The organism is Pseudovibrio ascidiaceicola (genome assembly GCF_900114245.1).
Taxonomy (GTDB): domain Bacteria; phylum Pseudomonadota; class Alphaproteobacteria; order Rhizobiales; family Stappiaceae; genus Pseudovibrio; species Pseudovibrio ascidiaceicola.
In genome coordinates this window covers 731,044-754,462 of the sequence record NZ_FOSK01000001.1, presented here as the reverse complement: position 1 = coordinate 754,462, position 23,419 = coordinate 731,044, and the positions used below count along the sequence as shown (strand labels likewise).

Here is a 23,419-nt window from a genome sequence, read left to right as displayed (position 1 = left end):
AGGTATCACGAACAAGACCACACCCAATTGAAACCGTGAATAACTGAATTATCTTCAGTGAATCCCAGCCAATTTGCTCAGTTTGGCATTGCTGGTGAGTTCCGTTTTGAACCGCAACTCAAATCTGCCAGTTATTGAAGTCAGAGTTTAAAGAGCAAGCATGGCAATCGTGGGTGAGAGCCCAAAGCAGTCTTTCTTCAGGCTCCCACCAAGTTACACGCATGCCACTTAACCTATACAGGCTGCGGGTGCAGCTTCGCTCACTTGTTGCGCTGATTGTAGCAAGCCCGCATCTTTGCAGTTTCAGCACTACTCAATTTTGCCTTTGGGCGATAAATATCGAACTCAAATGTTTCACTGCGGCCTGCATCAGCACGAAACCCCTGCGATGCATTTGGCTTGATCTCTTTCAGGCATGAACTGTAAGCCTTGAAGGAGATAAAAGCGCGCTTGCTTTGCTCACTTGAGCCACAGGCAGCCAGCAGGCTCAACATAGCGACAGACGCCAGCACGAGGGGTGCAGATTTCATTTTCATAAAGCAGAGCTTTCGTTGTTTGGTGACACTTCTTATGATTTGATCGCTTGACGTTTGTGACGAAGCCAGAGCCTTTGAGCGCACCAATATTGGTTGCCTCAATATGAGCGTCGCTTAGCTTCTGACATGCCAAAAATCGACGGCATGGATACCATAAAAAGTGAGATGTACAACACGGCGAGAGCACTAAAAGCTCGTTGGAAGCAATTTGCAACTTGAGGCACAAACTTGCCGGAATACCCGCTCTGAGATAAAGCTGCGCCCTCTTATTATCGCTGAAATTTAAAGGGAGTCGCGCGGCTATGATTACCTGTTATGTGCATTATGAGTTGAACCCGGGGAAGGTCGCTGAGTTTGAGCATTATGCCCGGCTTTGGATTCCGTTGGTTGAGAAATTTGGTGGGCAGCATCATGGGTATTTTCTGCCTCACGAAAGCGCGAATGATCTGGCGCTGGCTTTATTCTCGTTTCCATCGCTCGCAGCCTATGAGCAATATCGCAAAGACAGCATGAAAGACGAAGACTGCCAGAAGGCCTTTGCTTATGCCGAAGAAACGCAATGCATACGCCGTTATGACCGGCAGTTTCTGCGACCAGTGCTGAAGTAACTCCGGGAGTGGGGTCTTCGTTGAAACCTACTTGGTGTGTTTCAAAGAGTATTCGACGACCTTGTCGCCTGCGATGAGCAAGAGGAGTTTCTTGGAGTCCCGTTTCACTTCAACAGGGCACTTTTTGGCGGCATCGGCTTTAATTTCCGTGAGTTTTTTGTCGAGGGCGGCCAGTTCGCGTTCGGCTTTCCGGAAATCATTCCGCTTTTTACCGGCTTTTTTCCAATGAGGTGCAAGCTTTAGCAGATTGGCTTGCGCCTCTTCATACTCTTTGTCTTCGCTGAGCTTTTTGACGTCGCCTTTGTTTTTCTTGCTCGCCTCATTCAGTTTGGCGACCAGCTGGTTGTAGAGCTTGTCGAGATCATCAAAACCGCTGCTTTCGCGCTCCAGTGAGTTTTTGAGCCGCGTGAGCTTTCCGTGCGCTTCCGAGGCTTTGGAAACCTTGGGGGAGTCTTCAACGGCTGCCTCATAGCTTTTATCAAGGAAGGTTTTGTTGCCCAGCTCTTTGTTGAAGTTGGTTATATCCAGTAAATGAATGCCGTGTTTATGGTCCATTTTCTGCTTCAGGTCTGAAAGACCGCTGCGGAAATCGGAGAGGTTTTTAAAGGTCTTCAGAGTTTTTCCGGCCATTTCTGTCACCTGCTATTGTTCAAAAAAACGCTAATGCAAAACGGTCAGGCTCAAAAGGAAGAGGTCTTTCGTTAGTTAAGCAAAGCAGAACTGGAGGTGACAAAAGCGAGAGTTCCGGTGAAGTTGTTCGCTTTGGTTTTTCTGAAAGACTAAGCCGGAAACCGCATTGGTCTTCCCCCACGCACAAACGTTTCTTTGAGAATTTAAAGTGGGTGGGTTGAGTAAAATACTATTTCCTCAAAACCTAAAATATCCTAGTAGTTTTGCTGGGCAATGCAGCAAGGGCCCGACCCTTTTGATTTTCCCATCCTCCATTCACTCGCAGCGTTTTGTGCAAGACGAAGCGCGCGCAGCTCTGGTTTGTCAAAATGAAAAGCTTCACCGCTGCTTGTCAAAAAATTGCAAAAGACTCCGTCAGCCTGTTCTGGATCATGGTCAAGACCATGGTTCCTGTGATGATCCTTGTTCGCATTCTGATGGAGTTCGGACTGGTAGATTACCTGGGCATTGCGCTTGAGCCGCTGATGGGTCTGATGGGCCTGCCTGCTGTAACGGGGCTTGTTCTTGCAGTTGGCTTGCTGGTAGGCACCTACTCCGCAGTGGCTGTGATGCTGACTATTTTGCCGCTGGTATCGCTGAGTGTTGCTGATGTGACTGTGCTGCTTTCTGTGGTGTTGATCGCCCATGCATTGCCTCTGGAACAGAGCATCTCCCGCCGAGCCGGGATCAGCTTTGTGTTTTCCTCCAGCCTTCGGTTCGTGGTGGGCATCACCTACGGCATGGTGCTGAACCTGTTTTACTCCGCAGGTGGCTGGCTGCAGCAGCCGATCCAGCTTGACTGGTTGCCTTTCGTGCCAACAATCGAAGAGACATGGCTGCAGTGGGGTTACTCCAGTGCGTCGCTGCTCTTCACCATGTTCTGGATTATCATGGGGCTGATCATCTTCCTGAAGCTGCTGGAACTGATGAAGATCACCGACCTGATTGGTTGGCTGCTCTCTCCGTTGCTGCGCCTCATGGGCATCAGCAAGGCAGCAACGCCGATCACCATGGTTGGTGTTTTGCTTGGGCTTTCTTACGGTGGTGGCCTCATCATCAAAGAAGCGCAGGAAGGCAAGTTATCCTCTCGAGACGTGGTGTTGTCCCTCTCCTTCATGGGAATTTGTCACGGGTTGATTGAGGACCCGCTGGTGATGATGGCGTTTGGCGCACACTGGTCTGGCGCATTGGTTGGGCGTTTCGTGTTCTGCGTTGCTGCGATGGCGCTGATTGGTCGCTTGATCCAGATGATGCCGGAGGATGCGTTCAACCGGTTCCTCTACCGCCCAGCGAAAACAGCCAAAGCGATTGGCTGATACCCTATACTATTCCTGATGCGTCGTTACGTTTCAGGAACACGCCTCGCTTAAGATGTTTCGCAATGAGCCTATTCTGGTCTGATTGCGGAACACGTGCATGAACGAAACACCTCCTCAAGAGACGCGTACACCTAACGAGGCCTGGTTTGAAACCAGGTGGTGGTGGCGGGTGAAAATGTGGCTGCAGTGGACCAGTTGGCTGCAGTACCTGCCCAATCTGGTGGTCCTGCTGTTGTTGCTGGTATTGGCCGGGATCGGCGCGCTGGTTGGGTGCTGGCCGGTTTTGTTGGTGGATCTGCCGCTTGTTCTTGCGGTGCTGTTGTTTTTCAATCTGATTTTCGATGTGGTGACAGTTCGGTATGGCTTTCACCCGGAAGAGCCGCTGCCAACCAGCCTTGAGCATCTGGATGCATTTGAGTTGATGCGGGCGCGGGTCTCGTGCCGGTCCTTTCAAAAGCGGCTTATGAGCGAAGAGCATCGTCAGATGGTGCTTTCATTGGCAGAGCAGAACAGCAAGCCTGAGAATTGTCTGAGCCCTCACCCCATTCGCTTTGAGTATGTCGACAATCCGCTTGTGGTTTGGCCTGCGGTTGGGACCCATGAGTTTTTGGTGGCTATAGCACCGCGTGCGTATGATGAGATGGCGGTGGTGGATGTGGGGCGCAGTTTGCAGAAGGTTGTGATCGAGGCCACACGGCAAGGGCTGGCGACCTGCTGGATTGGGCCGGGGGCTGATCATAAGAGCATCATCAAGCATCTGGGGGCGCGGTTTGATCCTGAGAAGGATCATATCATCTGCGTTTGCGGGTTTGGGTATCGCTCCCGCTACATCCCGCTGGCAATCCGGTTCATTCAGAAGACACAGCGGCATCGTCTGGATGTGCAGGAATTGTTCTTTGCGGATGCTGGTTTCGCCAAGCCGTTGAACACGAACGCGCGGCCCTATCGGGATTTCGGGCGGTGTTATGAGGTGTGCCAATGGTCGCCCTCCTCCTACAATGCACAACCAACGCGGGGTGTCGTGCTTGCGGAGAATGCAAGGATACAGCGGGTGGATTTTTGTGCGGCGACGCACTCGCGGTACTACGCCATGGTGGCATTGGGGATCTGGCTGGCGAACTGGGAATGCGGGTGTGAGGCGCTTGGCAAGGTAGGGCGGTTTGAGCAACTTGCGCCAGAGATGCGCGGCAAAGAACCGTTTCCGGATCTGCCGCGCTATGTCATCTCGTGGTTGCCTGAGGAGACGGGCCCCTCAGGCTGAGCTTGTCGGCTTAGACCCAACGTACGTGCTTTGTGGTGTCGTTGGAGTGGTCAGCAGCTGGGGGGCTGGCGTGTTTTGGTTGCGGAGATTTCAGTTCGCCCAGTGCATTCTCAATGATGTCATTGAAACTCTCGACTGTGACTGAACTGAGGAACGTCTCATCCTCCCGCTTTTCAATTAGCCGCTCAATCGCGAGGTCGCGGATTGGGGGGATGTTGGCCGCAAAGTAGGTGCCTGTCGCGCCATTCGCCCAACTGACGCCGGAAATACCGTGCTGTTCGGCTAGCTTCGGGAAGTTCTCCCAGTTCAACTGTCGTGACAGATCATGGATGGCGACTTCCGCATTCTCTGGCAGAGAGTGCAGGAAGTTCTGTTCTGCGTATTTCCAGACCTGTTCCTCGAAGCGTTCAACTGCAATCTTCATTGGGTGCGGAGTTTCTGAAACCTTCAGAGCTTCGCCCTGCTCCACCGGGCTTTGATCGCGCAGGACACCCCGGTAGATGTTCTGCAGCAGCTCATTACTCCACGCCTTGGAGGTGGCATTTTCAGCCAGCAGTGGATCATACTTCTTGGCAATCTCCGTGCTGAGGCGGGCCATCAGCTCCCGTTCTACATGGAAAGGATTCCGCTCCGTGTATTTGCTATCAGCGCGGGCTGTCAAAAGTTCGGTGTTGCTCTCCGGGTTCTCGATGATCTCGCTTTGGAAAGACGGGATTGTCTGATGCTCCTTGTTCTGAACCAGCCCGTTGATTGAATTGCATTTCACATTCTTGGAAAGCCCATTTGTGTCCACTGCCGAGCTTTCATCTCTCAGCACCTGATGCTCTGCAAAGGTAACGCCTTCCAGCACTTGCTTTGCCGTCAGACTGTGGCTTTTACCAGGGTTCTGGCCGCACGCACGGCAGGCTGCATCATAGGCTTTTTCGCCCAGCGTTTTGCCGTAGTGATTGGTCAAGGCCAGACGAAACGCACCCTGGTCGGTGTGTTTCTGCTCAGCTCCTGCAGCCTGTTGTTTGACCCATGTGACGAGCCGGCCAGCGATTGCGGAACTGGACTGCGCTTTGACGTGCCCCTCTGCAATCGTGAGCTTACCATCCTGCGGGATGGTGTGTGCGGCGGAGACAAAACTGTTCAAACCAATCGCTGTCATTATCCAACTCCCATGATGTCAGCGGCCCGGGCATGCTGCCCTCCCACCTTTCAGAGTAGGCAATCACTTTGCGGGTTGCTGTTCTGAGCGTCACAGGAGATGACTGGATTTTATAAGGAAGACTACGGAGTTAGCGTTATTTGTCATGCTCCTTCAGGAAGGTATGGATGATTTCATGGAGGCGTTTGCCGTCGAAGCTGGGGAAGTGACCGCCGTGAATGGTGCGGACGGGGATATCAGCCAAGCGTTTCATACTGTTGATGTAATCTGCCATGTTGGAGTGATAGCAGTCTGTCACCAGCGGGCCATCGTAGACGATGTCTCCTGCGATCAGGGTTTCGGTTGCTTTCTCCCAGAGTGCTATGCCTCCCGGAGAGTGGCCGGGGGTATGGATCACTTCGAAATTGCGATCACCAGTGGTGAGCACTTCGCCATCTTCCAACAGGTGGCTGGCAGGGGCTGATTTGACGGCATACTCGGAAGACTTGTAGGGCTTCGGTGGAAGTGCGTCGAAGATATCATCTGCAACACACCCTTCGACCAGCGTGTTCTGACGGGTTGGGTGGGCCAGCAGGTCTGCTTCCGCTTTATGAACCAGACGGTTCGGGAACTCATGTTGGCAGCCGATATGGTCAAAGTGGGTGTGGCTGACGACGGCCATCACGGATTTCTCTGAGGTCAGCGCCACATGCTCCCTCAGGCTGACAACGCCCATGCCACTGTCCACCAACAGGTCCTTATGGCGTCCGCGCACATGCCAGATGTTGCAGCGGTAGAACTGTTTGATGTAGGGCTCATCAATCAGTGTGATGTCATCTGCCAGTTTTGTTGTGCGATACCACTTCTGCGCCGGAATGCGTTCCACCGCTCATTCCTCCTGCTTGATAAGAGAAGTCCATCATAGCCAGCTGTGGTGTGTAGGGGGATAACTTATTTTGAAAGGGGGCTATTCCGCCCCTCAGGGTGCTGCGGGACGAAAGAACTCAGGAAAAACACATTCAACGCAAATGAACGCACATAACAACGCAAGCGCAGTTTTGCAGGGTTGTCCCCGTTTTAGGCGTTGCTGCTCGGGGAGTAATCCGCGGCATTCACAGCTTTTGGGCGACCTTCCAGCGAGAGGGTGGTGATGCGAGGCGCGGTTTCGGCGATGACTTTGCCGCGGCGGACGACAGCGAGGCGGGTTGCCTTCATGCGGATGGCCTCAATGGCATCTTTTGCCTGTAGCAACACGAAGTCTGCTTTGCTACCGACTTTAACGCCGTAGCCTTCCAGCCCCATGATCTTTGCGGAGTTGGTGGTAACGGCCTCATAGCAATAACGGATGTCATCACGACTGGAGAGCTGGCCCACATGCAGGCCCATGCCTGCGACTTCCAGCATGTCTGCGTTGCCCAGCGAGTACCAAGGATCCATCACACAATCATGACCGAAACCAACGGTGATGCCGAGTTCGCGCATCTCACGCACGCGGGTCTGGCCACGGCGTTTTGGGTAGGTGTCGTGACGGCCCTGAAGCATGATGTTGATCAACGGGTTGGCAATGGCACAGACATCAGCTTCCGCCATCAAAGGCAGCAGTTTGGAGACGTAGTAATTGTCCATGGAGTGCATGGAGGTGAGGTGTGATCCTGTCACCCTGCCCTGTAGCCCTAAGCGCTGGGTCTCGTAAGTCAGTGTCTCAATGTGGCGTGAGAGAGGATCATCAGATTCATCGCAGTGCATGTCTACGCGCAGGCCGCGTTTTGCTGCGATTTCCATGAGGTCTTTCACGGAGCGGGCGCCGTCTTCCATGGTGCGCTCAAAATGCGGAATGCCACCAACCACATCTACACCCATATCCAGAGCGCGGAGCAGGTTATTTTCCGCCGTTGGTGAGCGGTAGAAGCCATCCTGCGGGAAAGCGACCAGCTGCAAATCGATATAAGGCGCAATGCGTTGCTTTACATCCAGCAGAGCCTCCACGCCCAGCAGACGGTCATCACAGACATCCACGTGAGACCGGATTGCCAGCAGGCCCTGAGAGACTGCCAGATCGCAATAGCGCAAGGCACGTTCGACAACCGCATCGATGGTGAGTAGAGGTTTCAGCTCTCCCCAAAGGCTGATGCCTTCCAACAAGGTGCCGCTCTCGTTCATTCTTGGCAGGCCAAGAGAAAGGGTGGCATCCATATGGAAGTGCGGGTCAACAAATGGCGCTGAGACCAGCTGGCCCTGAGCATCAATCACACGCTCCGCTTCTGCGGTGATGTCCTTTTCAATCGCGGTGATTGTGCCGTTTTTCACCGCAATATCTACACCAGTTTCACCTGTGGTCAGAACTGCGTTTTTGACAAGGAGATCCAGAGACATGAGTGGTGCCTTTCTTGCTTTTCCAGCTTAACGCTGACCACGGAAATAAGGTTGCAGCAGGGCGCGTGGGTAGTCTGCCTTGCGAGCGACCAATACCAGCGCAATGATGGAAAGTAGGTATGGGATCATCAGGAACACCTGAGACGGGATTACCGCGCCAACCTCGTTTTGCAGGCGGATCTGGAAGGCATCAAACGCGCCAAACAGCAGTGCCCCCAGCAGAGCTTTGCCCGGTCTCCAGCTTGCAAACACCACCAGAGCAATGCAGATCCAGCCGCGTCCGTTGATCATGCCGAAGAAGAAAGCATCAAACGCGGACATGGTGAGGAATGCACCGCCCAGCGCCATCAACGCAGACCCGGCCATGATTGCCCCGATACGCAATGCGAATACGGAGAGGCCTTGTGCTTCAACAGCGGATGGGTTGTCGCCTACTGCACGGATGGCGAGGCCAAGCGGCGTGCGATAGAGCACGTAGCTGACTAGCAAGACCATGGCGAGCGCCAGAAAGGTCATAGATGTTTGCTGGAAGAGGGCTGGACCGATGAAGGGCAGATCAGACAGGACCGGAATATCAAGCGGTTGGAACGCCTCAATACGAGGTGGACTAGACACCTTTGGCAGGGCTGTACGGTAGGTGAAGTAGCTGACCGAAGTTGCAAACATGGTTATGCCAAGGCCGGAGACGTGCTGCGATAGGCCCAGCGGCACCGTGAGGATGCCATGAAGCAAGCCGAAGAAGGCCCCGGCCAGTGCCGCGATAAGGATGCCGCCCCAGAGGCCAGCGCCGAGCCAAACGGCCATCCACCCACACATGGCCCCAACGACAAAGATGCCCTCGATACCGAGGTTGAGCACCCCTGCCCGCTCGCAGACCAATGCGCCCAGCACACCGAAGATGAGTGGGGTTGCGATGCGGATGGCAGCGGCCCAGAAGTTGGCGGAGAGAAGAATATCAATATATTCCATGGCTTATGCCTCCCCTTTGGCGACAAGTGGTGTCTTTTTAGGCCTGACAAAGCGGATTTTGAAACACACGAATAGGCTGGAGACCAACACACAGATCAGAGACATTGCGACCACAAGATCAGCAATGTAGCTGGAAACGCCCATGGCACGGCTCATACTGTCTGCCCCTACAAAGACTGCGGCGATAAAGACAGCAGCCACAACCACACCAACGGGTGAGAGACCCGCGAGCATGGCGACCACAACACCAGTGTAGCCAAAGCCCGGGGAGATATCGGCAGTCAAATACCCTTTGAGGCCAGCTACTTCGCTGACGCCAGCAAGGCCTGCAAGTGCGCCGGAGATCAAGCCGACTTTGATGAATGTGGAGGTGACCGGGATGCCAGCATGTTTTGCGGCAGAGACGTTTTCGCCCGTTGCGCGGATTTCAAAACCCCAGACGCTGCGCTTCATCATGATGTAGATGATTAATGCGGAGACCAGTGCGATCACGAGGCCCCAGTGGATGCGCATGCGGGCGAACATTTTGGGCAGTGTGGCGGCGCTGGTCATAGGTTCTGACTGCGGCCAGCCCATGCCCATCGGGTCTTTCATCGGGCCTTCCAGCATCATCTGCACAAACAGCAGCACGACGAAGTTGAGCAGCAGTGTGGTGACCACTTCATCCGCGCCTAGCTTCGTTTTCAGCAGGGTTGGCACCAGCATCAAGGTGCCGCCTGCGATCATGCCTGCCAGTATAATCAACGGGATCATGATGTAAGAGGGCGCAGAGATTGCGCCGGAGCCGATGGCAACGGCTGCGAGCGCACCCACATAGAGCTGGCCTTCTGCCCCGATGTTCCAGAGCTTTGCGCGAAAGGCAACACTGACGGCCAGACCCGTGAAAATGAGCGGGGTTGCGCGGGCCAGAAGCTCAGATAATGCGAACTTTGAGCCGAATGCGCCTTTGAAGATGTGCCCGTAGGCGGCGAAAACTTCTCCCCCTGCGGCTGCAATGGGGATCGCCGCAAGCACAAGCGCGGTGATTCCTGCAATAATTGGCAGGGCAAACGCAAAGAGAGAAGAAACGTTGCTACGAGGTTCAAACCGGATCATGCTGCTTGTTCCCCTTTTGCGGAATGTCCTGCCATCATCAGGCCAACCTGTTTCTTATCCAGCTTTTCCGTCTCCATTGGCTCGCAGATATGCCCGCGGTGGATCACGGCAATCCGGTCGGACAACTGGAAGAGCTCATCCAGATCCTCAGAGATGAGAAGGACGCCAGCGCCTCTGTCCCGCGCCTCTTGCAGGCGGCGGTGCACATCAGCTGTTGCGCCTACATCCAGCCCTCGGGAAGGCTGTGCGGCAAGCACGATATCGGGTTGCTGGTCCAGCGTTCTGGCGAGGACGATTTTCTGGATGTTCCCGCCGGACAGCAGGCGAGAGACGGCAAGCGGGCCAGAACAACGGATGTCATAGGCCTTGATAGCCTCTTGGGCACGCTTGCGAATTTCGTTAAAGCGGAGGAGGCCAAAGCGCTGATAGGCAGGCTTGCGGATCTCTTCCAGAACGAGGTTTTCCTCCACCGACATGGCGCCAACGATGCCGTCATGATGGCGGTCTTCCGGAATGCGGGCGATGCCGGAGCGGATCACCGCAGCAGCATTTGGCTTCAGCGGATTGCCATGAAGGGAGACGGTTCCAGCCGTTGGTTCTTCCAAGCCGGAGACAACCTTTGCCAAGGTGCTTTGACCGTTGCCAGAGACACCTGCGAGGCCGATGATTTCCCCCTTACGGAGGGCGAGATTGACGTTCTCAATCTGCTCACGGCCCTCTCCTGCACTGACACCAGCAAAAACCAGCGTTTCGTCTTCCGGATAGCCGGGTTTGCGTTTTGCGCTCTGGACTGAATGCCCGACCATCACTTCAGCCAGTTGATGGCGATCACACTGCGATGTTGGCAGATCCGCAACAATCTTTCCCCCTCTCAACACCGCAACACGATCAGATGCGCCCAGCACCTCAGCCATCTTATGGGAGATGAAGATGATTGCCATGCCTTTGGCGGCGAGCAGCTTCAAGGTTTTGAAAAGACTATCGGATTCCTGTGGCGTGAGAACCGCGGTGGGTTCGTCCAGCACCAGAATACGGGCATCGCGGTAGAGCGCTTTGAGGATTTCGACGCGCTGTCGTTCCCCCACTGCCAACTTTGAGACGCGCAGATCCAGATCGACTTCGAGGCCAGAACTCTGCATCAGCTCCTGGAGTTTTGCCCGCGCTTTGGAGCGGCTGAAACGGCGTGCGAACAGGCTCTCTGTGCCCAGAACGATGTTCTCAAGACCTGTCAGGTTCTCGGCCAGCGTGAAGTGCTGGTGAACCATACCTATCCCCGCTTCAAGGGCCGCCTGAGGAGCGCCGGGCTCCAGATCTACCAGAATACCAGAGGCGTGACGTACCATGACACGTCCTTGATCAGCCACATAATGACCGAACAGGATATTCATGAGCGTGGTTTTCCCCGCTCCGTTCTCACCCAACAATGCAACGATTTCCCCGGCATGCAGGTCCAGATTGACGTTTCCGTTGGCAACCAGATCACCGAAGATCTTGGTTATGTTTTGAAGAGATAAAAGCGGATGCCCGCTCTCAGTTTCTGGCATGGGATACCCTTAGACTGAAGAGGTTATGCGCGCGGCAGGCGGAGAAGGCGGGCCAGGTTATCCCCCCGGCCCGATCAGCGTTAATTGGAGGACTTTGGCTCTTCGTCGTTGATCTCAACGATAAAGGACCCATCCAGAATGCTCGCTTCGACAGCTTTAACCTTGCCAAGAAGGTCCGCATCCACCAGCGTTTCATCAACGACCAGCGAACCACCACCATGGCCCATGAAGGAGTACTTGCCGTAGTCTTCAGCCTTGAAGTTATTCGCCTTTACAGCCGCTATCGCAGTATCGACCGTTGGCTCCATATGCCAGATTGCTGAGGCGAGGATGGTGTTTGGATAGTCGGCAGCGGTGTCGATCACATTGCCAATCGCGAAGATGCCTTTTTCCATCGCAGCATCAGACACACCAAAGCGTTCTGCATACAACACATCCGCACCAGCATCGATCATAGCGTAAGCGGTTTCTTTCGCTTTTGGCGGATCGTACCAGGAGTTGATGAAGTTGACGGTGAAGGTTACGTCCGGATTGGTTGCCTTAGCGCCATTCATGAATGCGTGCATCAGGCGGTTCACTTCCGGAATGGCGAAGCCGCCGATCATGCCGATTTTGCCTGACTTGGACTTCGCGCCTGCGATCATACCGGAGAGGTAAGATGGTTCGTGGATGAAGTTGTCGAATACAGCAAAATTTGGCTCAGCAGCCGGGAAAGAAGAGCCCATGAGGAAGGCTGTTTCAGGGTATTCTGCAGCCACGTTACGGGCTGCGCGCTCTACTGCAAACGCCTCGCCAACAATGAGCTGATGGCCTGCTTCGGCGTATTCACGCATCACCCGTTCGTAGTCGGTGTTGGCTGTGTTCTCGGAGTAGACGTAGGTGATGTCACCACGCTCCGCCGCTGCATTGAGCGCTTGGTGGATGCGGCCAACCCATTGTTGCTCAACAGGAACGGTGTAAATCGCTGCAACCTTGAGAGGTTCGGCAGCTAAAACTTTTGCTGGAGAATAAACCGCGATTATGGCCGCAAAAGCAGCTACGGCTGCGAGAACATGGCGTCTCACCAAACCGTTCAAACGTGTCGCAAACATGCACACCCCCTGAAATCAATAATTGTGCAGGGCTGCAGATCAGACTGCAGCCGCAATCTGCCCTATCTCGCATTTTAAGTGAAAAGGTCCTGAGCAGGACGAAGGCATTAAAAATGGCTGTATACGAGACAAAGCGGCTAATGACTAGATGCCTCAGAAGTATTTTTTGCATGACGGCACGTAAATCAATGCAGATCACACAGTACTTTTCTTATGGTATTCAGCTATTTATCGACTTTATAAATATTATTTAACCACTATATGGCTGTGGATTGAGCCAAGCGACGATAAAACACTCGAATCGAAGCAACATTATGAAATTTTACTTTTCGGTCAAATAATTTCAATCAATATTATTTTGCAATATTTTCCATAGATTGAAAAATAGCTCACATCGCCTAATGAATGCTCTATTTGCCTAAATTGCACACATGTAGCAGGCTGATTTCATGCAGGAATTAGCGCTTGCTGCTTATAGAGTGTGCAAGAGGAACTGTAACGGATCACTGAGAAAAATTTGGGAATTATTGTATTTACGAGCGCTTGAATGGGTTTCTTGCGCTACCCGGAGGAGTGCAATCGCACCCCTCACATTGTGATATGGTGTAGCTTAAGCAGTCACGGTTGCAGCTTCCCAATCGGTTAGGATCTGCATAATCTGACGGCTGTCCTCAACACTTGGAGCCGGACTTTCCAGCACCTTTTTGCCAGCTTCAATTGCTTCCCGGATCGCTCTGACCTGATAGACAAAGGCATTGCCGTCTGCTGTGATTGTGCGCGTATCTCCCGGCTTTTCGTATGGGGTAACCGTGAAGATATTCCCCTCAGCTTCCGGTAGCCATGGGTTGGAATTCAACACCAGACTTGCCTTGGAACCAAGCACTGTAAAGCCAGCATGCAGACCGTAGTCTTCTGCCGTGTGAAGCTGGCAGACAACACCGTTATTCAACCGTAACGTCGCTGCAGACTCGCAGATATTCCCGTCCGCACCGCGTCGACCCATCGCCGAAATGTTATAGTTCTCAAAAATATGAGTTGGGAATGCGGTCTGTAAAAGAAGATGCATTAGTGAGGTTGGGTAACAGCCAAGGTTATAAAGTGCTCCCTTGCTGTGCGGGTTCACGAACCTGGCAATTGATGCGCAGTACTGAGCTGTAATCGACTGGATCTCACCCAACTCACCAGAGGCAACCACATCGCGAATAGCTGCTGCAAACGGGTGGTTCAGGTACATCAATCCTTCCACGAAAAACACACCGTTCTCAGCAACCGCTTTCAGCGCCTGATCGGTTTTTTCCATGTCGATAGACAGCGACTTTTCGCAGAGGATTGCCTTCCCCGCATTTGCTGCCTTGATCACATACTCATGGTGAATATGGTTTGGGAGAGCGATGTAAATGATATCAACGGCTTCGTCTTCAATCAGCTCGTTGAAATCATCAAAGGTATGCTCAACATCGTACTTTTCTGCGAAGACTTTCAGAGGCACTTCTGACCGGCCTGCCACGGAATGTATCCGCGTCGATCCTTCCGCTTGTATAGCGTCTGCCATTGTCAGCGAGATGAAGCTTGTTCCGAGAAAGCCCCAGTTCAGTTTCGACATTGTTTTTCTCCAGAACACAGGATCCCGAGAACATCACGGGAAGAACTCCAGAAATAACCCTAATCACATTTAAGGAAGGAGAAAATACCGGAGATCAATAGCTTACTGCTTATCCAAGTTTATCGATAAAAGAGCAGGTACTCTTTGCTAAGTACTTACAATTTTACTGAACCAACGGGCTGTCAGAACCAAGTAAATCAATACCTTTAATCTCAGCAGATCCTGCCAGAATACTGATGTATTGAGAGACTGCTTTAGACCAGCTTGCAGCTTCTAGCCATGCTCGGATGGTTTCCTCAACATGCTCAAATGGCAGGGTGTTCCCTTCAATCTTCCTGTTCAGGAAAATGATGTGGTAGCCAAATTTGGTCTCAACAGGTTCCCCTGTCATCTGGCCTGCTTGCATCGATTGGAGTGCTTTTTCAAACTCAGTTACTGTGCTACCCTTTGTCAGTTGGCCCAGATTTCCGCCGGTTTCTTTTGAAGGGCAAGCGGAATATTCCAGCGCCAGATCTGCAAAGGCCTCTGGTTTATCCTGAAGTAGTTTGATTACATCGTGAGCTCGCGCTTTGGCTATGCTACGGGCAGTGTGTTGGTCTGGCCCAGCTGCAAACAGGATATGGCTGGCCTCGAAGATTGGCTCTGAGCTGAAGCGGTTCTTGTTGTTTTCATAGTAGCGCTGGCACTCATCCGTGGCGGCTGACGGGATATCGACTTCTTGCTCAATCAGCTCTCTGATCGCTGCATCCTCAGGTGTCTCACTTCCGTCATTCATCTGTTCTGGTGCCGCCTGAATGTTCAAAGACCTGGCTTGCTGCAACAGCAACTCTCGGACGACTAACGCTCTGGCGGCAGCTTGCACGGCTTGACCAGGGTTCTCAGCTGGATGGTTTTGGGCTTCTGCCAGAATATTCTGCTCTGAGATCTGAACGCCGTTAACCGACACATCCGTGATGATCGGCTTGCTTTTAGGCGGCACCTTGGTGCTCGGCAGATCCACGTCTGCCGGAGCCCCCTCACTCAGGTTTGGGTTGGTGTAGAGATTGGCCATTTCACCTCACTCAGCAGGATTTCGTGAATTGGTGGAGTTGCGCTCACGCACGATCTGGTAACCAGGACGCCACAAGTATCTTGCCGGAACGCTGAGCATGTGCACCAAGCGCGTGAACGGGAAGATGAGCAAGATCGACAATCCCACAAACAGGTGCAACTTGAAGATCCAGGAAGCATCAGCGACATAGGTTGCTGCATCACCGCGGAACGTGAAGATGCCTTGTGCCCATGTCATCAGTTTGACCATCTCCTCACCATCCAGATGCTGCAAGGAAATCGGAATAGTTGCCAGACCCAACAAGAGCTGGAAACCGAGAAGGCAGATGATGAAGGTATCCATGGCACTGGAGGCTGCCCTCACCCGCGCATCGTAGAGCCTGCGGTGAATGAGCAATCCAGCTCCAACAATTGCCATCAACCCCGCTATGCCACCAACAACAATCGCTAATACCTGCTTTGCGCCATGGCTGATGCCGAGCATTTCGAAGATTGCGATTGGTGTGAGCATTCCAAAGAAATGGCCAAGGAAGATGACGAGTACGCCCACATGGAAGAGTACCGACCCCCAGACCAATTGTTTACGGCGGAGGAGCTGGCTTGAACCAGCACGCCAGCTGTAAGGCTCACGGTCATAACGGATGATTGTGCCTACAATCAAAACCGATAGGGCGATGTATGGATATATTCCGAAGAACAACGTGTTGAAGAAGCCAGACATTTCTAGGTCTCCCCTTGGATGTTCTGTGGCGTTGGATCAGAGGGACGTCTGTCCGCAGCTCTCATTTGCATTCTTAAGCGATCAGGGCCGCAGCTGCCTTCTCCTACATTGCCACCAAATTTGACGACCTCTTCTTGCCAAATGCGATCCATGGCCTCGAGATCATTTGGATCATCTTCGGGCTCTGCAAGAATGTTTGAGAGGAGCTCCTTGGAAGGTGACGCTTTGCTGATTTCAGCAACAGCCCCAAATGCATTGGCGTAGATTGAGCCTTTCTTTTTGAGACGCAAACGAAGGGCTTCGAAGATATGCGCGGTTTGACCAAGCAGTTCCTGCGCCTCAATAAAAGGCTGATGCGCCAAGTATTCGAGGAATAGCGGGATGTAGTCTGGGAGTTCCGTGGTTTCTACTGCGAAACCGTTTGTCAGATACATCTCACGCAGATCGACGAGTGCTTGTCCGCGATCCCTACTCTCACCATGCACATGCTCAAACAAGTGCAGTGAATGTGAACGCGTCCGATCGAACAGGAATACGTACTGTTCCTGTACCTCGTAGAGATCTTTACCAGCCAGATCATCGCAAAGAGTGCAGATCATTTTTTGACCTTTTGCAGAGAGCAAACGGTCTGAGTTTACTGCGTCTTTCAACGCCGGCAGGTCATCTAAAAACTCTTGCGTCGGGTAATTGAGCAGAAGAGAGAGGGTTTTTAAGGAGACTATCATCCGCGCATCTCCTTAAAAATATCCGTTGGTGTTTCGACGGTTTTCTTACGGGATCCACCGAACAGGTCGGTTCCATCACTGCCGCCTGAACAACCATTGCCGAAGGAGAAGCCGCAAGAGCCACGAACATCATAGGCATCCTCGGAAACTTCACGGTGTGTGGTTGGAATGACGAAGCGATCCTCATAGTTGGCAATCGCCATGATCTTGTACATGTCTTCAATCAGTTCTGGTGTAAGGCCAACTTGCTTTGCAATCTCCTCATTGACCACACCATCAATGCTCTTGGAGCGCATATAAGAGCGCATGGCTAGCATGCGTTCTAGCGCCGAGACGACGGGCTGATCTTTGCCTGCAGTAAGCAGGTTGGAGAGGTATCGAACCGGGATACGCATGCTCCGGACATCCGGTAGCTCACCGTCCCATCCAATCTTGCCAGCTTCAGCGGCATTCTGGATTGGCGAGAGAGGTGGGATGTACCAGACCATCGGAAGCGTGCGGTACTCTGGGTGAAGTGGGAAAGCCACTTTCCAGTCGATGGCCATCTTATAGATTGGCGAAGCCTTGGCAGCTTTGAGCCAATCCTCAGGAACACCATCCTTGCGGGCCTGCTCAATCACTTTTGGATCATGCGGATCAAGGAAAACCTTTAGTTGCTCTTCGTAGAGGTCCTTTTCATCCTTTGTAGAAGCGGCTTCCTCAATCTTGTCTGCATCGTACAGGATTACACCCAGATAGCGGATGCGGCCTACGCAGGTTTCTGAGCAGACTGTTGGCTGTCCGGATTCAATGCGCGGATAGCAGAAGATGCATTTTTCTGACTTGCCTGAAGACCAGTTGAAGTAGATCTTCTTGTAAGGACAGCCAGAGACGCACATGCGCCAGCCACGGCACTTTTCCTGATCAATCAAAACGATACCGTCATCTTCGCGCTTGTAGATAGCGCCTGATGGACAAGCTGCAACGCATGTTGGATTGAGACAGTGCTCACACAGGCGCGGCAAATACATCATGAAGGTGTTTTCGAATTCGCCGTAGATTTCCTTCTCGACGCCTTCGAAGTTGTAATCCTTTGAGCGCTTGGAGAACTCACCCCCGAGAATTTCTTCCCAGTTTGGTCCCCATTCGATTTTTTCGATACGCTCTCCAGTGATCGCCGATTTGGGTCGAGCTGTTGGGAACTGAGCGCTTTCAGGAGCGCCCTGCAGATGCTCGTAGTCGTAATCAAACGGCTCGTAGTAGTCGTCGATTTCCGGCAGATCAGGGTTAGCGAAGATCTTCGCAAGAATGCGCCACTTAGCACCCATCTTGGGAATAATCTTACCGTTGCGCTTACGAACCCAGCCGCCGTTCCATTTCTTTTGGTTTTCCCAGTCTTTGGGGTAACCAATGCCGGGTTTGGTTTCCACGTTGTTGAACCAAGCGTATTCAACACCTTCTCGGTTGGTCCAAACGTTTTTACAGGTCACTGAACAGGTGTGGCAGCCAATGCATTTATCCAGATTCAGCACCATTCCAACTTGTGCGCGGACTTTCATTCTGCTGCCTCCTGACCACTGTCATCCAGTGGTTCTTCCATCCAGTTCACTTCTTCCAGTTTGTGAACCACAACGAACTCATCGCGGTTGGAGCCAACCGTTCCATAGTAGTTAAAGCCGTAGGATTGTTGTGCGTATCCACCAATCATATGCGTTGGTTTGGTGACGGTTCTGGTCACCGAGTTATGGATACCACCGCGTTGTCCGGTGAGCTCTGATCCCGGTGTATTCACGATCTTTTCCTGAGCGTGATACATGTAGATCGTGCCTTCCTTCATGCGCTGCGAGACCACCGCACGAGCAACAAGCGCACCGTTGATGTTGAAGACTTCAACCCAGTCATTGTCTTCGATATCAGCCTTCTGCGCATCGACTTCTGAAATCCAGACCACCGGACCACCGCGGTTGAGCGTGAGCATCAACAGGTTGTCGGTGTATGTGGAGTGGATGCCCCACTTTTGGTGTGGGGTGATGAAGTTGAGGACCAACTGCTTTCTGCCGAGAGACTTATCGTCAATCACCGGTTTGACGCCTTTGGTGTCTATCGGCGGCCTGTACACGCAGAAACCTTCGCCAAATGCTCGCATCCAGAGATGATCCTGATAGAGCTGCTGGCGACCAGAGATGGTGCGCCATGGGATCAGCTCATGCACGTTGGTGTAGCCTGCGTTGTAGCAAACATGCTCGGACTCAATGCCAGACCACGTTGGTGACGAGATAATCTTGCGTGGCTGAGCGACAATATCGCGAAAGCGGATTTTCTCCTCTTCCTTCGGTATCGCGAGATGGGTGTGGTCTCTGCCGGTGAACTCAGAGAGAGCAGCCCATGCTTTCACAGCGACTTCGCCGTTGGTTTCCGGGGCAAGTGACAAGACCACTTCGGTCGCGTCGATGTCCGTTTCGATCCTCGCGAAGCCTTTTGTCAGTCCGTCTTCAAGGACCTCACCATTGAGGCCTTTGAGAAGGTCTACTTCGTGTTCGGTATTCCAACTGATGCCTTTGCCTCCGTTGCCGAGTTTATTCATCAACGGGCCAAGAGCTGTGAAGCACTTGTAGATGTTTGGATAATCGCGCTCAACAACCACAACGTTCGGCATTGTCTTACCGGGTTGCGGGTCGATATCGCCTTTCTTCCAATCAGCAACGTCGAATGGCTGGGCGATTTCGCCTGCGGTATCGTGCAGGATTGGGACAAGAACAACGTCCTTTTCCTTGCCGAGAACTTCCTGAGATACCTCAGAAAAGGACTTGGCAATTCCCTTGAAGATCTCCCAGTCACTGCGAGCTTCCCATGCAGGATCTGCTGCGCTGGAGAGCGGGTGAATGAAGGGATGCATATCCGAAGTGTTGAGGTCGTTTTTCTCGTACCATGTAGCTGTTGGCAGAACGATATCCGAATACACGCAGGTGGTGGACATACGGAAGTCGAGCGTGACGAGCAGATCGAGTTTTCCTTCGGGCGCATTGTCATGCCAGACAGCTTCTTTTGCACGCTGACGGCCTTCTTCACCGAGGTCTTTGCCAAGTACACCATGCTCAGTACCAAGCAGATGGCGGAGGAAGTATTCATGGCCTTTACCGGAAGACCCAAGCAGGTTGGAGCGCCAGACGAAAAGGTTGCGAGGCCAGTTGACTTCGTTGTCGGGGTCCTCACAAGACAGTTTGAGGCCACCAGACTTCAGCTCCTGAGCAATGTAGTCTTTAGCTTCTTTGCCGCTCTCTTCTATCGCTTTAGCAACTTGAAGCGAGTTGGTCTCAAGTTGCGGTGCTGATGGCAACCACCCCATACGCTCTGCGCGGATGTTGTAATCAATCAGCGATGCATCCCAATCCCCATCAGGGGCGGTTGGCGACAAGATTTCATCTACCTTGAGCGTCTCATAACGCCACTGATCGGTGTGGGCATAGAAGAACGAAGTGGAGTTCATATGCCTTGGAGGGCGTGTCCAATCCAGTGCGAAGGCAAGAGCTGTCCACCCAGTTTGTGGGCGGAGTTTTTCCTGCCCAACATAGTGGCTCCAGCCACCGCCGGATTGACCAACGCAGCCGCACATCACCAGTAGATTGATAATGCCGCGGTAGTTCATATCCATGTGGTACCAGTGATTCAGACCAGCACCGAGGATGACCATGGAGCGTCCGTTGGTCTTTTCAGCATTGGTCGCAAACTCACGGGCTGTCGTGATGATATGGTCCTTGGGAACACCTGTGATTTGCTCTGCCCATGCAGGTGTGTAAGGCAGCTCCTCATCATAAGACTTGGCCGAGTTTGGATCATCCAATCCGCGATCCAGACCGTAGTTTGCGATGAAGAGGTCGAAGACAGATGCAACAAGCGCTTCACCTTCTGCCAGCTTCACTTTCTTTGCAGGGACTTTGCGTAGCATCACGCTTTCATGGTTGGTTCCTGCAAAATGATCATGCTCGCGATTGCCGAAATACGGGAAAGCAACTTCAGCAACTTCATCATGATCAGCTTTATCAATGAAGGTCATGGCGAGGTCGGTGTCTTTGCCTGCACCGTCCCTCTCTTCGAGATTCCACTTTCCTTTTTCACCCCAGCGGAAGCCGATGGAGCCATGCGGAACCACAATCTTTTTCGACTTGCGGTCTAAGGCGACAGTTTTCCATTCCGGGTTGTTTTCTTCACCCAGCTTGTCTGCGAACTCGGAGGCGCGCAGGAGACGTTCCGGGATGTATTTTCCATCTTTTTTGACGAGGCGAACCAACAAGGGCATGTCGGAGTATTTGCGACAGTAGTCCTCAAAGTACTCTGCTTGCCTGTCCAAATGGTATTCGCGAAGGATAACGTGGCCCATGGCCATTGCCAGTGCGGCATCAGTGCCTTGCTTTGGATGGAGCCAGAGATCAGAGAACTTGGCCGCTTCCGAGTAATCCGGACAGACAACAACTGACTTAGTGCCTTTGTAGCGTACCTCGGTGTAGAAGTGTGCATCCGGTGTACGCGTTTGCGGAACGTTGGAGCCCCACAGCATCAGGAAACCAGCGTTATACCAATCTGCGGACTCTGGGACATCTGTCTGCTCTCCCCAAGTTTGCGGCGATGCAGGAGGGAGATCGCAGTACCAGTCGTAGAATGACATGCATGTACCGCCAAGTAAGGACAAGTAACGCGTGCCAGCTGCATAAGAGATCATAGACATGGCCGGAATTGGTGAAAAGCCAACAACGCGGTCAGGACCCCATTTCTTAGCGGTATAAGCATTCGCCGCTGCGATGATTTCGTTGACCTCTTCCCATGTCGCTCTGACGAACCCGCCATGGCCGCGAACTTTTATATAGTCCGAACGTTTAGCAGGATCTTCCTGAATAGCTGACCACGCAGCGACGGGAGATTTCACCGTGCGTTCTTTGCGCCATAACTTAAGCAGGCGGGAGCGCATGAGTGGATGCTTCACGCGGTTTGCTGAGTACATGTACCAGCTGTAGCTGGCACCACGGGAGCAACCACGTGGCTCATGATTTGGCAAATCCGGGCGAGTGCGCGGATAGTCTGTCTGCTGGGTTTCCCAAGTGACAATTCCGCCTTTGACGTAGATCTTCCAGGAACAGGAACCAGTGCAGTTCACACCATGGGTCGAGCGTACGATTTTGTCGTACTGCCATCGCTTTCGATAGCTGTCTTCCCAATTTCGGTTCTCATTGGTTGTAACACCGTGCCCGTTTGCAAAGGTACCAGTGTCCTGTTTTGCGAAGAAGTTCAGTTTATCGAGTAGTAGAGACATCTGAAATGCCCTTCACGTTATTTGCTTAGCACGGAACGGATGCACCCTTGCGGGTGTAGAAGAACCACGTGATCACCAGACAGATCACGTAGAAGATGCCGAAGGCCCAAAGCGCGGCATCCGGACCACCTGTGTAGGCGATAGAAGTTCCGTAGGCTTTGGGGATGAAGAAGGCACCGTAGGCTGCGATTGCAGAAGTGAAGGCGATGATGGCCGCACTTTCACGTTCTGACTGACGCAGGTGAGCTGTTGCATCCAGCTCTGGCATCAAGAGGCCGACCTGTTGGCGCATGATGGTCGGAATCATCTGGAACGTAGAGGCGTTGCCTACGCCTGTCAGGAAGAACAGTGCCATGAAGCAGGCAAAGAAGCCCCAGAAAGCCCCCGGCTCTGTTTTGATGGACAAGAAGAACAGCACACCGCCAACAGCAACAGCCATGAACAAGAAGGTCCAGAACGTTACGCGGCCACCACCATATTTATCTGAGACCCAACCGGTGCCAGCGCGGGAGAGTGCGCCAACGAGAGGTCCAAGGAATGCGAAGGTGAGTGCGTTTACTTCCGGAAACTGTGTTTTCATGAGCAACGGGAAGCCTGCGGAGTAGCCGATAAAGCTTCCGAAAGTCCCAGTATAAAGAATGCACATGATCCAGTTGTGCGCTCTTGAGAAGATGATGGATTGCTCTTTAAAGCTCGCTTTGGCATCAGCTATATCGTTCATGCCGAGCCATGCAGCCAGCGTGGCGATAATGAGGAATGGAACCCAAACAAAGCCAGCATTCTGGATCCAAAGCTGCGATCCGTCTTCAAGGATTTGGGGAGCGCCACCGATCGCGCCGAAGACACCTGCCGTGATGACAAGTGGTACGACAAACTGCATGACGGAAACCCCGAGGTTTCCGAGGCCTGCATTGAGCGCAAGCGCATTCCCTTTTTCTTTCTTTGGGTAGAAGAACGCGATGTTCGCCATTGAAGAAGCGAAGTTACCACCACCAAAGCCACAGAGCAGAGCTAACAGAAGGAATATGCTGTAAGGCGTGGTGGGGTCTTGAACTGCGTACCCGATGCCCAAAGCCGGAAGAAGTAGCGATGCTGTGGTTAGGGTTGTCCAAAGGCGACCGCCAAAGATCGGGACCATGAAGGAATAAAAGATCCTAAGCGTCGCGCCAGAAAGACCCGGCAAGGCCGCCAGCAAGAAGAGCTGGTCTGTTGTGTAATCAAAGCCAATGGCAGGTAGCCGTGCGACAACAACACTCCAGACCAGCCACACTGAGAAAGCAAGCAAAAGTGCCGGAATAGAGATCCAAAGGTTCCGAGAGGCAATCGCCTTCCCTTTGGTTTCCCAGAATTCCGGATCATCCGGTCGCCATTCAACTAGTGTGTGCCCTTTTTGAGTATTGTTATCAGACATACATTCATTCCTTTTGGCTACATGCCCTCCC

Annotated in this window: 19 protein-coding genes; 3 read left to right on the top strand and 16 right to left on the bottom strand. The window is 52.8% G+C overall.

Annotated elements, in window-relative coordinates; genetic code table 11:
* Positions 1–260: 260 nt before the first annotated feature.
* Entirely contained in the window at positions 261–536 is a 276-nt protein-coding gene (locus BM231_RS03655; RefSeq protein ID WP_093516765.1) for a hypothetical protein, read from the bottom strand.
* 302 nt (positions 537–838) lie between these two features.
* On the opposite strand from BM231_RS03655, the gene BM231_RS03650 reads away from it, so the two are divergent.
* On the top strand, positions 839–1,144 hold the full coding sequence (locus BM231_RS03650) for an NIPSNAP family protein (RefSeq protein ID WP_093516763.1): 306 nt from the start codon (positions 839–841) through the stop codon (positions 1,142–1,144).
* 27 nt (positions 1,145–1,171) lie between these two features.
* On the opposite strand, the gene BM231_RS03645 is transcribed toward BM231_RS03650, so the two are convergent.
* On the bottom strand, positions 1,172–1,774 hold the full coding sequence (locus BM231_RS03645; protein ID WP_093516761.1) for a hypothetical protein: 603 nt from the start codon (positions 1,772–1,774) through the stop codon (positions 1,172–1,174).
* Between the two features lie 368 nt (positions 1,775–2,142).
* Here BM231_RS03645 and BM231_RS03640 point away from each other — a divergent pair, with 368 nt between their 5' ends.
* Positions 2,143–3,129, top strand: coding sequence for a nucleoside recognition protein (locus BM231_RS03640; protein WP_208860030.1), 987 nt, complete (start codon positions 2,143–2,145; stop codon positions 3,127–3,129).
* Positions 3,130–3,229: 100 nt separating this feature from the next.
* Entirely contained in the window at positions 3,230–4,393 is a 1,164-nt protein-coding gene (locus tag BM231_RS03635) for a nitroreductase family protein (RefSeq protein ID WP_093516759.1), read from the top strand.
* 10 nt (positions 4,394–4,403) lie between these two features.
* Here the strand turns inward: BM231_RS03635 and BM231_RS03630 are convergent, their stop codons facing one another.
* The 14 genes from BM231_RS03630 to BM231_RS03565 form a co-directional block, all read right to left on the bottom strand.
* Positions 4,404–5,543, bottom strand: a complete 1,140-nt coding sequence (locus BM231_RS03630) for a hypothetical protein (RefSeq protein WP_093516757.1) — start codon at positions 5,541–5,543, stop codon at positions 4,404–4,406.
* A 136-nt stretch (positions 5,544–5,679) separates the two neighbouring features.
* On the bottom strand, positions 5,680–6,408 hold the full coding sequence (locus tag BM231_RS03625; protein ID WP_093516755.1) for an MBL fold metallo-hydrolase: 729 nt from the start codon (positions 6,406–6,408) through the stop codon (positions 5,680–5,682).
* A 191-nt stretch (positions 6,409–6,599) separates the two neighbouring features.
* Entirely contained in the window at positions 6,600–7,895 is a 1,296-nt protein-coding gene (locus BM231_RS03620; RefSeq protein WP_093516753.1) for an amidohydrolase family protein, read from the bottom strand.
* Between the two features lie 27 nt (positions 7,896–7,922).
* Positions 7,923–8,864, bottom strand: coding sequence for an ABC transporter permease (locus tag BM231_RS03615; RefSeq protein WP_063304338.1), 942 nt, complete (start codon positions 8,862–8,864; stop codon positions 7,923–7,925).
* Positions 8,865–8,867: 3 nt separating this feature from the next.
* Positions 8,868–9,959, bottom strand: coding sequence for an ABC transporter permease (locus tag BM231_RS03610; RefSeq protein WP_093516751.1), 1,092 nt, complete (start codon positions 9,957–9,959; stop codon positions 8,868–8,870).
* A complete protein-coding gene (locus tag BM231_RS03605) occupies positions 9,956–11,503 on the bottom strand; it encodes an ABC transporter ATP-binding protein (RefSeq protein WP_093516749.1) in 1,548 nt (515 codons plus the stop codon). The genes BM231_RS03610 and BM231_RS03605 overlap by 4 nt, the downstream gene beginning before the upstream one ends.
* A gap of 80 nt (positions 11,504–11,583) precedes the next feature.
* Entirely contained in the window at positions 11,584–12,594 is a 1,011-nt protein-coding gene (locus BM231_RS03600) for a BMP family protein (protein ID WP_093516747.1), read from the bottom strand.
* Positions 12,595–13,204: 610 nt separating this feature from the next.
* Positions 13,205–14,197 carry a Gfo/Idh/MocA family protein gene (locus BM231_RS03595; RefSeq protein WP_093516745.1) on the bottom strand — a complete coding sequence of 331 codons (993 nt, stop codon included), beginning with the start codon at positions 14,195–14,197 and terminating at the stop codon, positions 13,205–13,207.
* Between the two features lie 163 nt (positions 14,198–14,360).
* Positions 14,361–15,248 carry a peptidylprolyl isomerase gene (locus BM231_RS03590; RefSeq protein WP_093516743.1) on the bottom strand — a complete coding sequence of 296 codons (888 nt, stop codon included), beginning with the start codon at positions 15,246–15,248 and terminating at the stop codon, positions 14,361–14,363.
* Between the two features lie 6 nt (positions 15,249–15,254).
* Positions 15,255–15,968, bottom strand: coding sequence for a respiratory nitrate reductase subunit gamma (gene narI / locus BM231_RS03585; RefSeq protein WP_063299431.1), 714 nt, complete (start codon positions 15,966–15,968; stop codon positions 15,255–15,257).
* 2 nt (positions 15,969–15,970) lie between these two features.
* Positions 15,971–16,693: a nitrate reductase molybdenum cofactor assembly chaperone gene (gene narJ / locus BM231_RS03580; protein WP_093516737.1), complete on the bottom strand. Its 723-nt coding sequence runs from the start codon at positions 16,691–16,693 to the stop codon at positions 15,971–15,973.
* Positions 16,690–18,231, bottom strand: coding sequence for a nitrate reductase subunit beta (gene narH, locus BM231_RS03575; protein WP_063299433.1), 1,542 nt, complete (start codon positions 18,229–18,231; stop codon positions 16,690–16,692). The genes narJ and narH overlap by 4 nt, the downstream gene beginning before the upstream one ends.
* Positions 18,228–21,977: a nitrate reductase subunit alpha gene (locus BM231_RS03570; protein ID WP_093516736.1), complete on the bottom strand. Its 3,750-nt coding sequence runs from the start codon at positions 21,975–21,977 to the stop codon at positions 18,228–18,230. The genes narH and BM231_RS03570 overlap by 4 nt, the downstream gene beginning before the upstream one ends.
* Positions 21,978–22,002: 25 nt before the next feature.
* Positions 22,003–23,388 carry a NarK family nitrate/nitrite MFS transporter gene (locus BM231_RS03565; protein ID WP_093516735.1) on the bottom strand — a complete coding sequence of 462 codons (1,386 nt, stop codon included), beginning with the start codon at positions 23,386–23,388 and terminating at the stop codon, positions 22,003–22,005.
* Between the last annotated feature and the right edge of the window lie 31 nt (positions 23,389–23,419).

Bases quoted from the DNA above. Each gene is read 5' to 3' on its own strand.
- BM231_RS03620 (WP_093516753.1), bottom strand. From the start codon at position 7,895: ATGTCTCTGGATCTCCTTGTCAAAAACGCAGTTCTGACCACAGGTGAA.
- BM231_RS03655 (WP_093516765.1), bottom strand. From the start codon at position 536: ATGAAAATGAAATCTGCACCCCTCGTGCTGGCGTCTGTCGCTATGTTG.
- BM231_RS03650 (WP_093516763.1), top strand. From the start codon at position 839: ATGATTACCTGTTATGTGCATTATGAGTTGAACCCGGGGAAGGTCGCT.
- BM231_RS03565 (WP_093516735.1), bottom strand. From the start codon at position 23,388: ATGTCTGATAACAATACTCAAAAAGGGCACACACTAGTTGAATGGCGA.
- BM231_RS03630 (WP_093516757.1), bottom strand. From the start codon at position 5,543: ATGACAGCGATTGGTTTGAACAGTTTTGTCTCCGCCGCACACACCATC.
- BM231_RS03645 (WP_093516761.1), bottom strand. From the start codon at position 1,774: ATGGCCGGAAAAACTCTGAAGACCTTTAAAAACCTCTCCGATTTCCGC.
- BM231_RS03605 (WP_093516749.1), bottom strand. From the start codon at position 11,503: ATGCCAGAAACTGAGAGCGGGCATCCGCTTTTATCTCTTCAAAACATA.
- BM231_RS03595 (WP_093516745.1), bottom strand. From the start codon at position 14,197: ATGTCGAAACTGAACTGGGGCTTTCTCGGAACAAGCTTCATCTCGCTG.
- BM231_RS03600 (WP_093516747.1), bottom strand. From the start codon at position 12,594: ATGTTTGCGACACGTTTGAACGGTTTGGTGAGACGCCATGTTCTCGCA.
- BM231_RS03640 (WP_208860030.1), top strand. From the start codon at position 2,143: ATGAAAAGCTTCACCGCTGCTTGTCAAAAAATTGCAAAAGACTCCGTC.
- BM231_RS03570 (WP_093516736.1), bottom strand. From the start codon at position 21,977: ATGTCTCTACTACTCGATAAACTGAACTTCTTCGCAAAACAGGACACT.
- BM231_RS03590 (WP_093516743.1), bottom strand. From the start codon at position 15,248: ATGGCCAATCTCTACACCAACCCAAACCTGAGTGAGGGGGCTCCGGCA.
- narH (WP_063299433.1), bottom strand. From the start codon at position 18,231: ATGAAAGTCCGCGCACAAGTTGGAATGGTGCTGAATCTGGATAAATGC.
- BM231_RS03635 (WP_093516759.1), top strand. From the start codon at position 3,230: ATGAACGAAACACCTCCTCAAGAGACGCGTACACCTAACGAGGCCTGG.
- BM231_RS03610 (WP_093516751.1), bottom strand. From the start codon at position 9,959: ATGATCCGGTTTGAACCTCGTAGCAACGTTTCTTCTCTCTTTGCGTTT.
- narI (WP_063299431.1), bottom strand. From the start codon at position 15,968: ATGTCTGGCTTCTTCAACACGTTGTTCTTCGGAATATATCCATACATC.
- narJ (WP_093516737.1), bottom strand. From the start codon at position 16,693: ATGATAGTCTCCTTAAAAACCCTCTCTCTTCTGCTCAATTACCCGACG.
- BM231_RS03615 (WP_063304338.1), bottom strand. From the start codon at position 8,864: ATGGAATATATTGATATTCTTCTCTCCGCCAACTTCTGGGCCGCTGCC.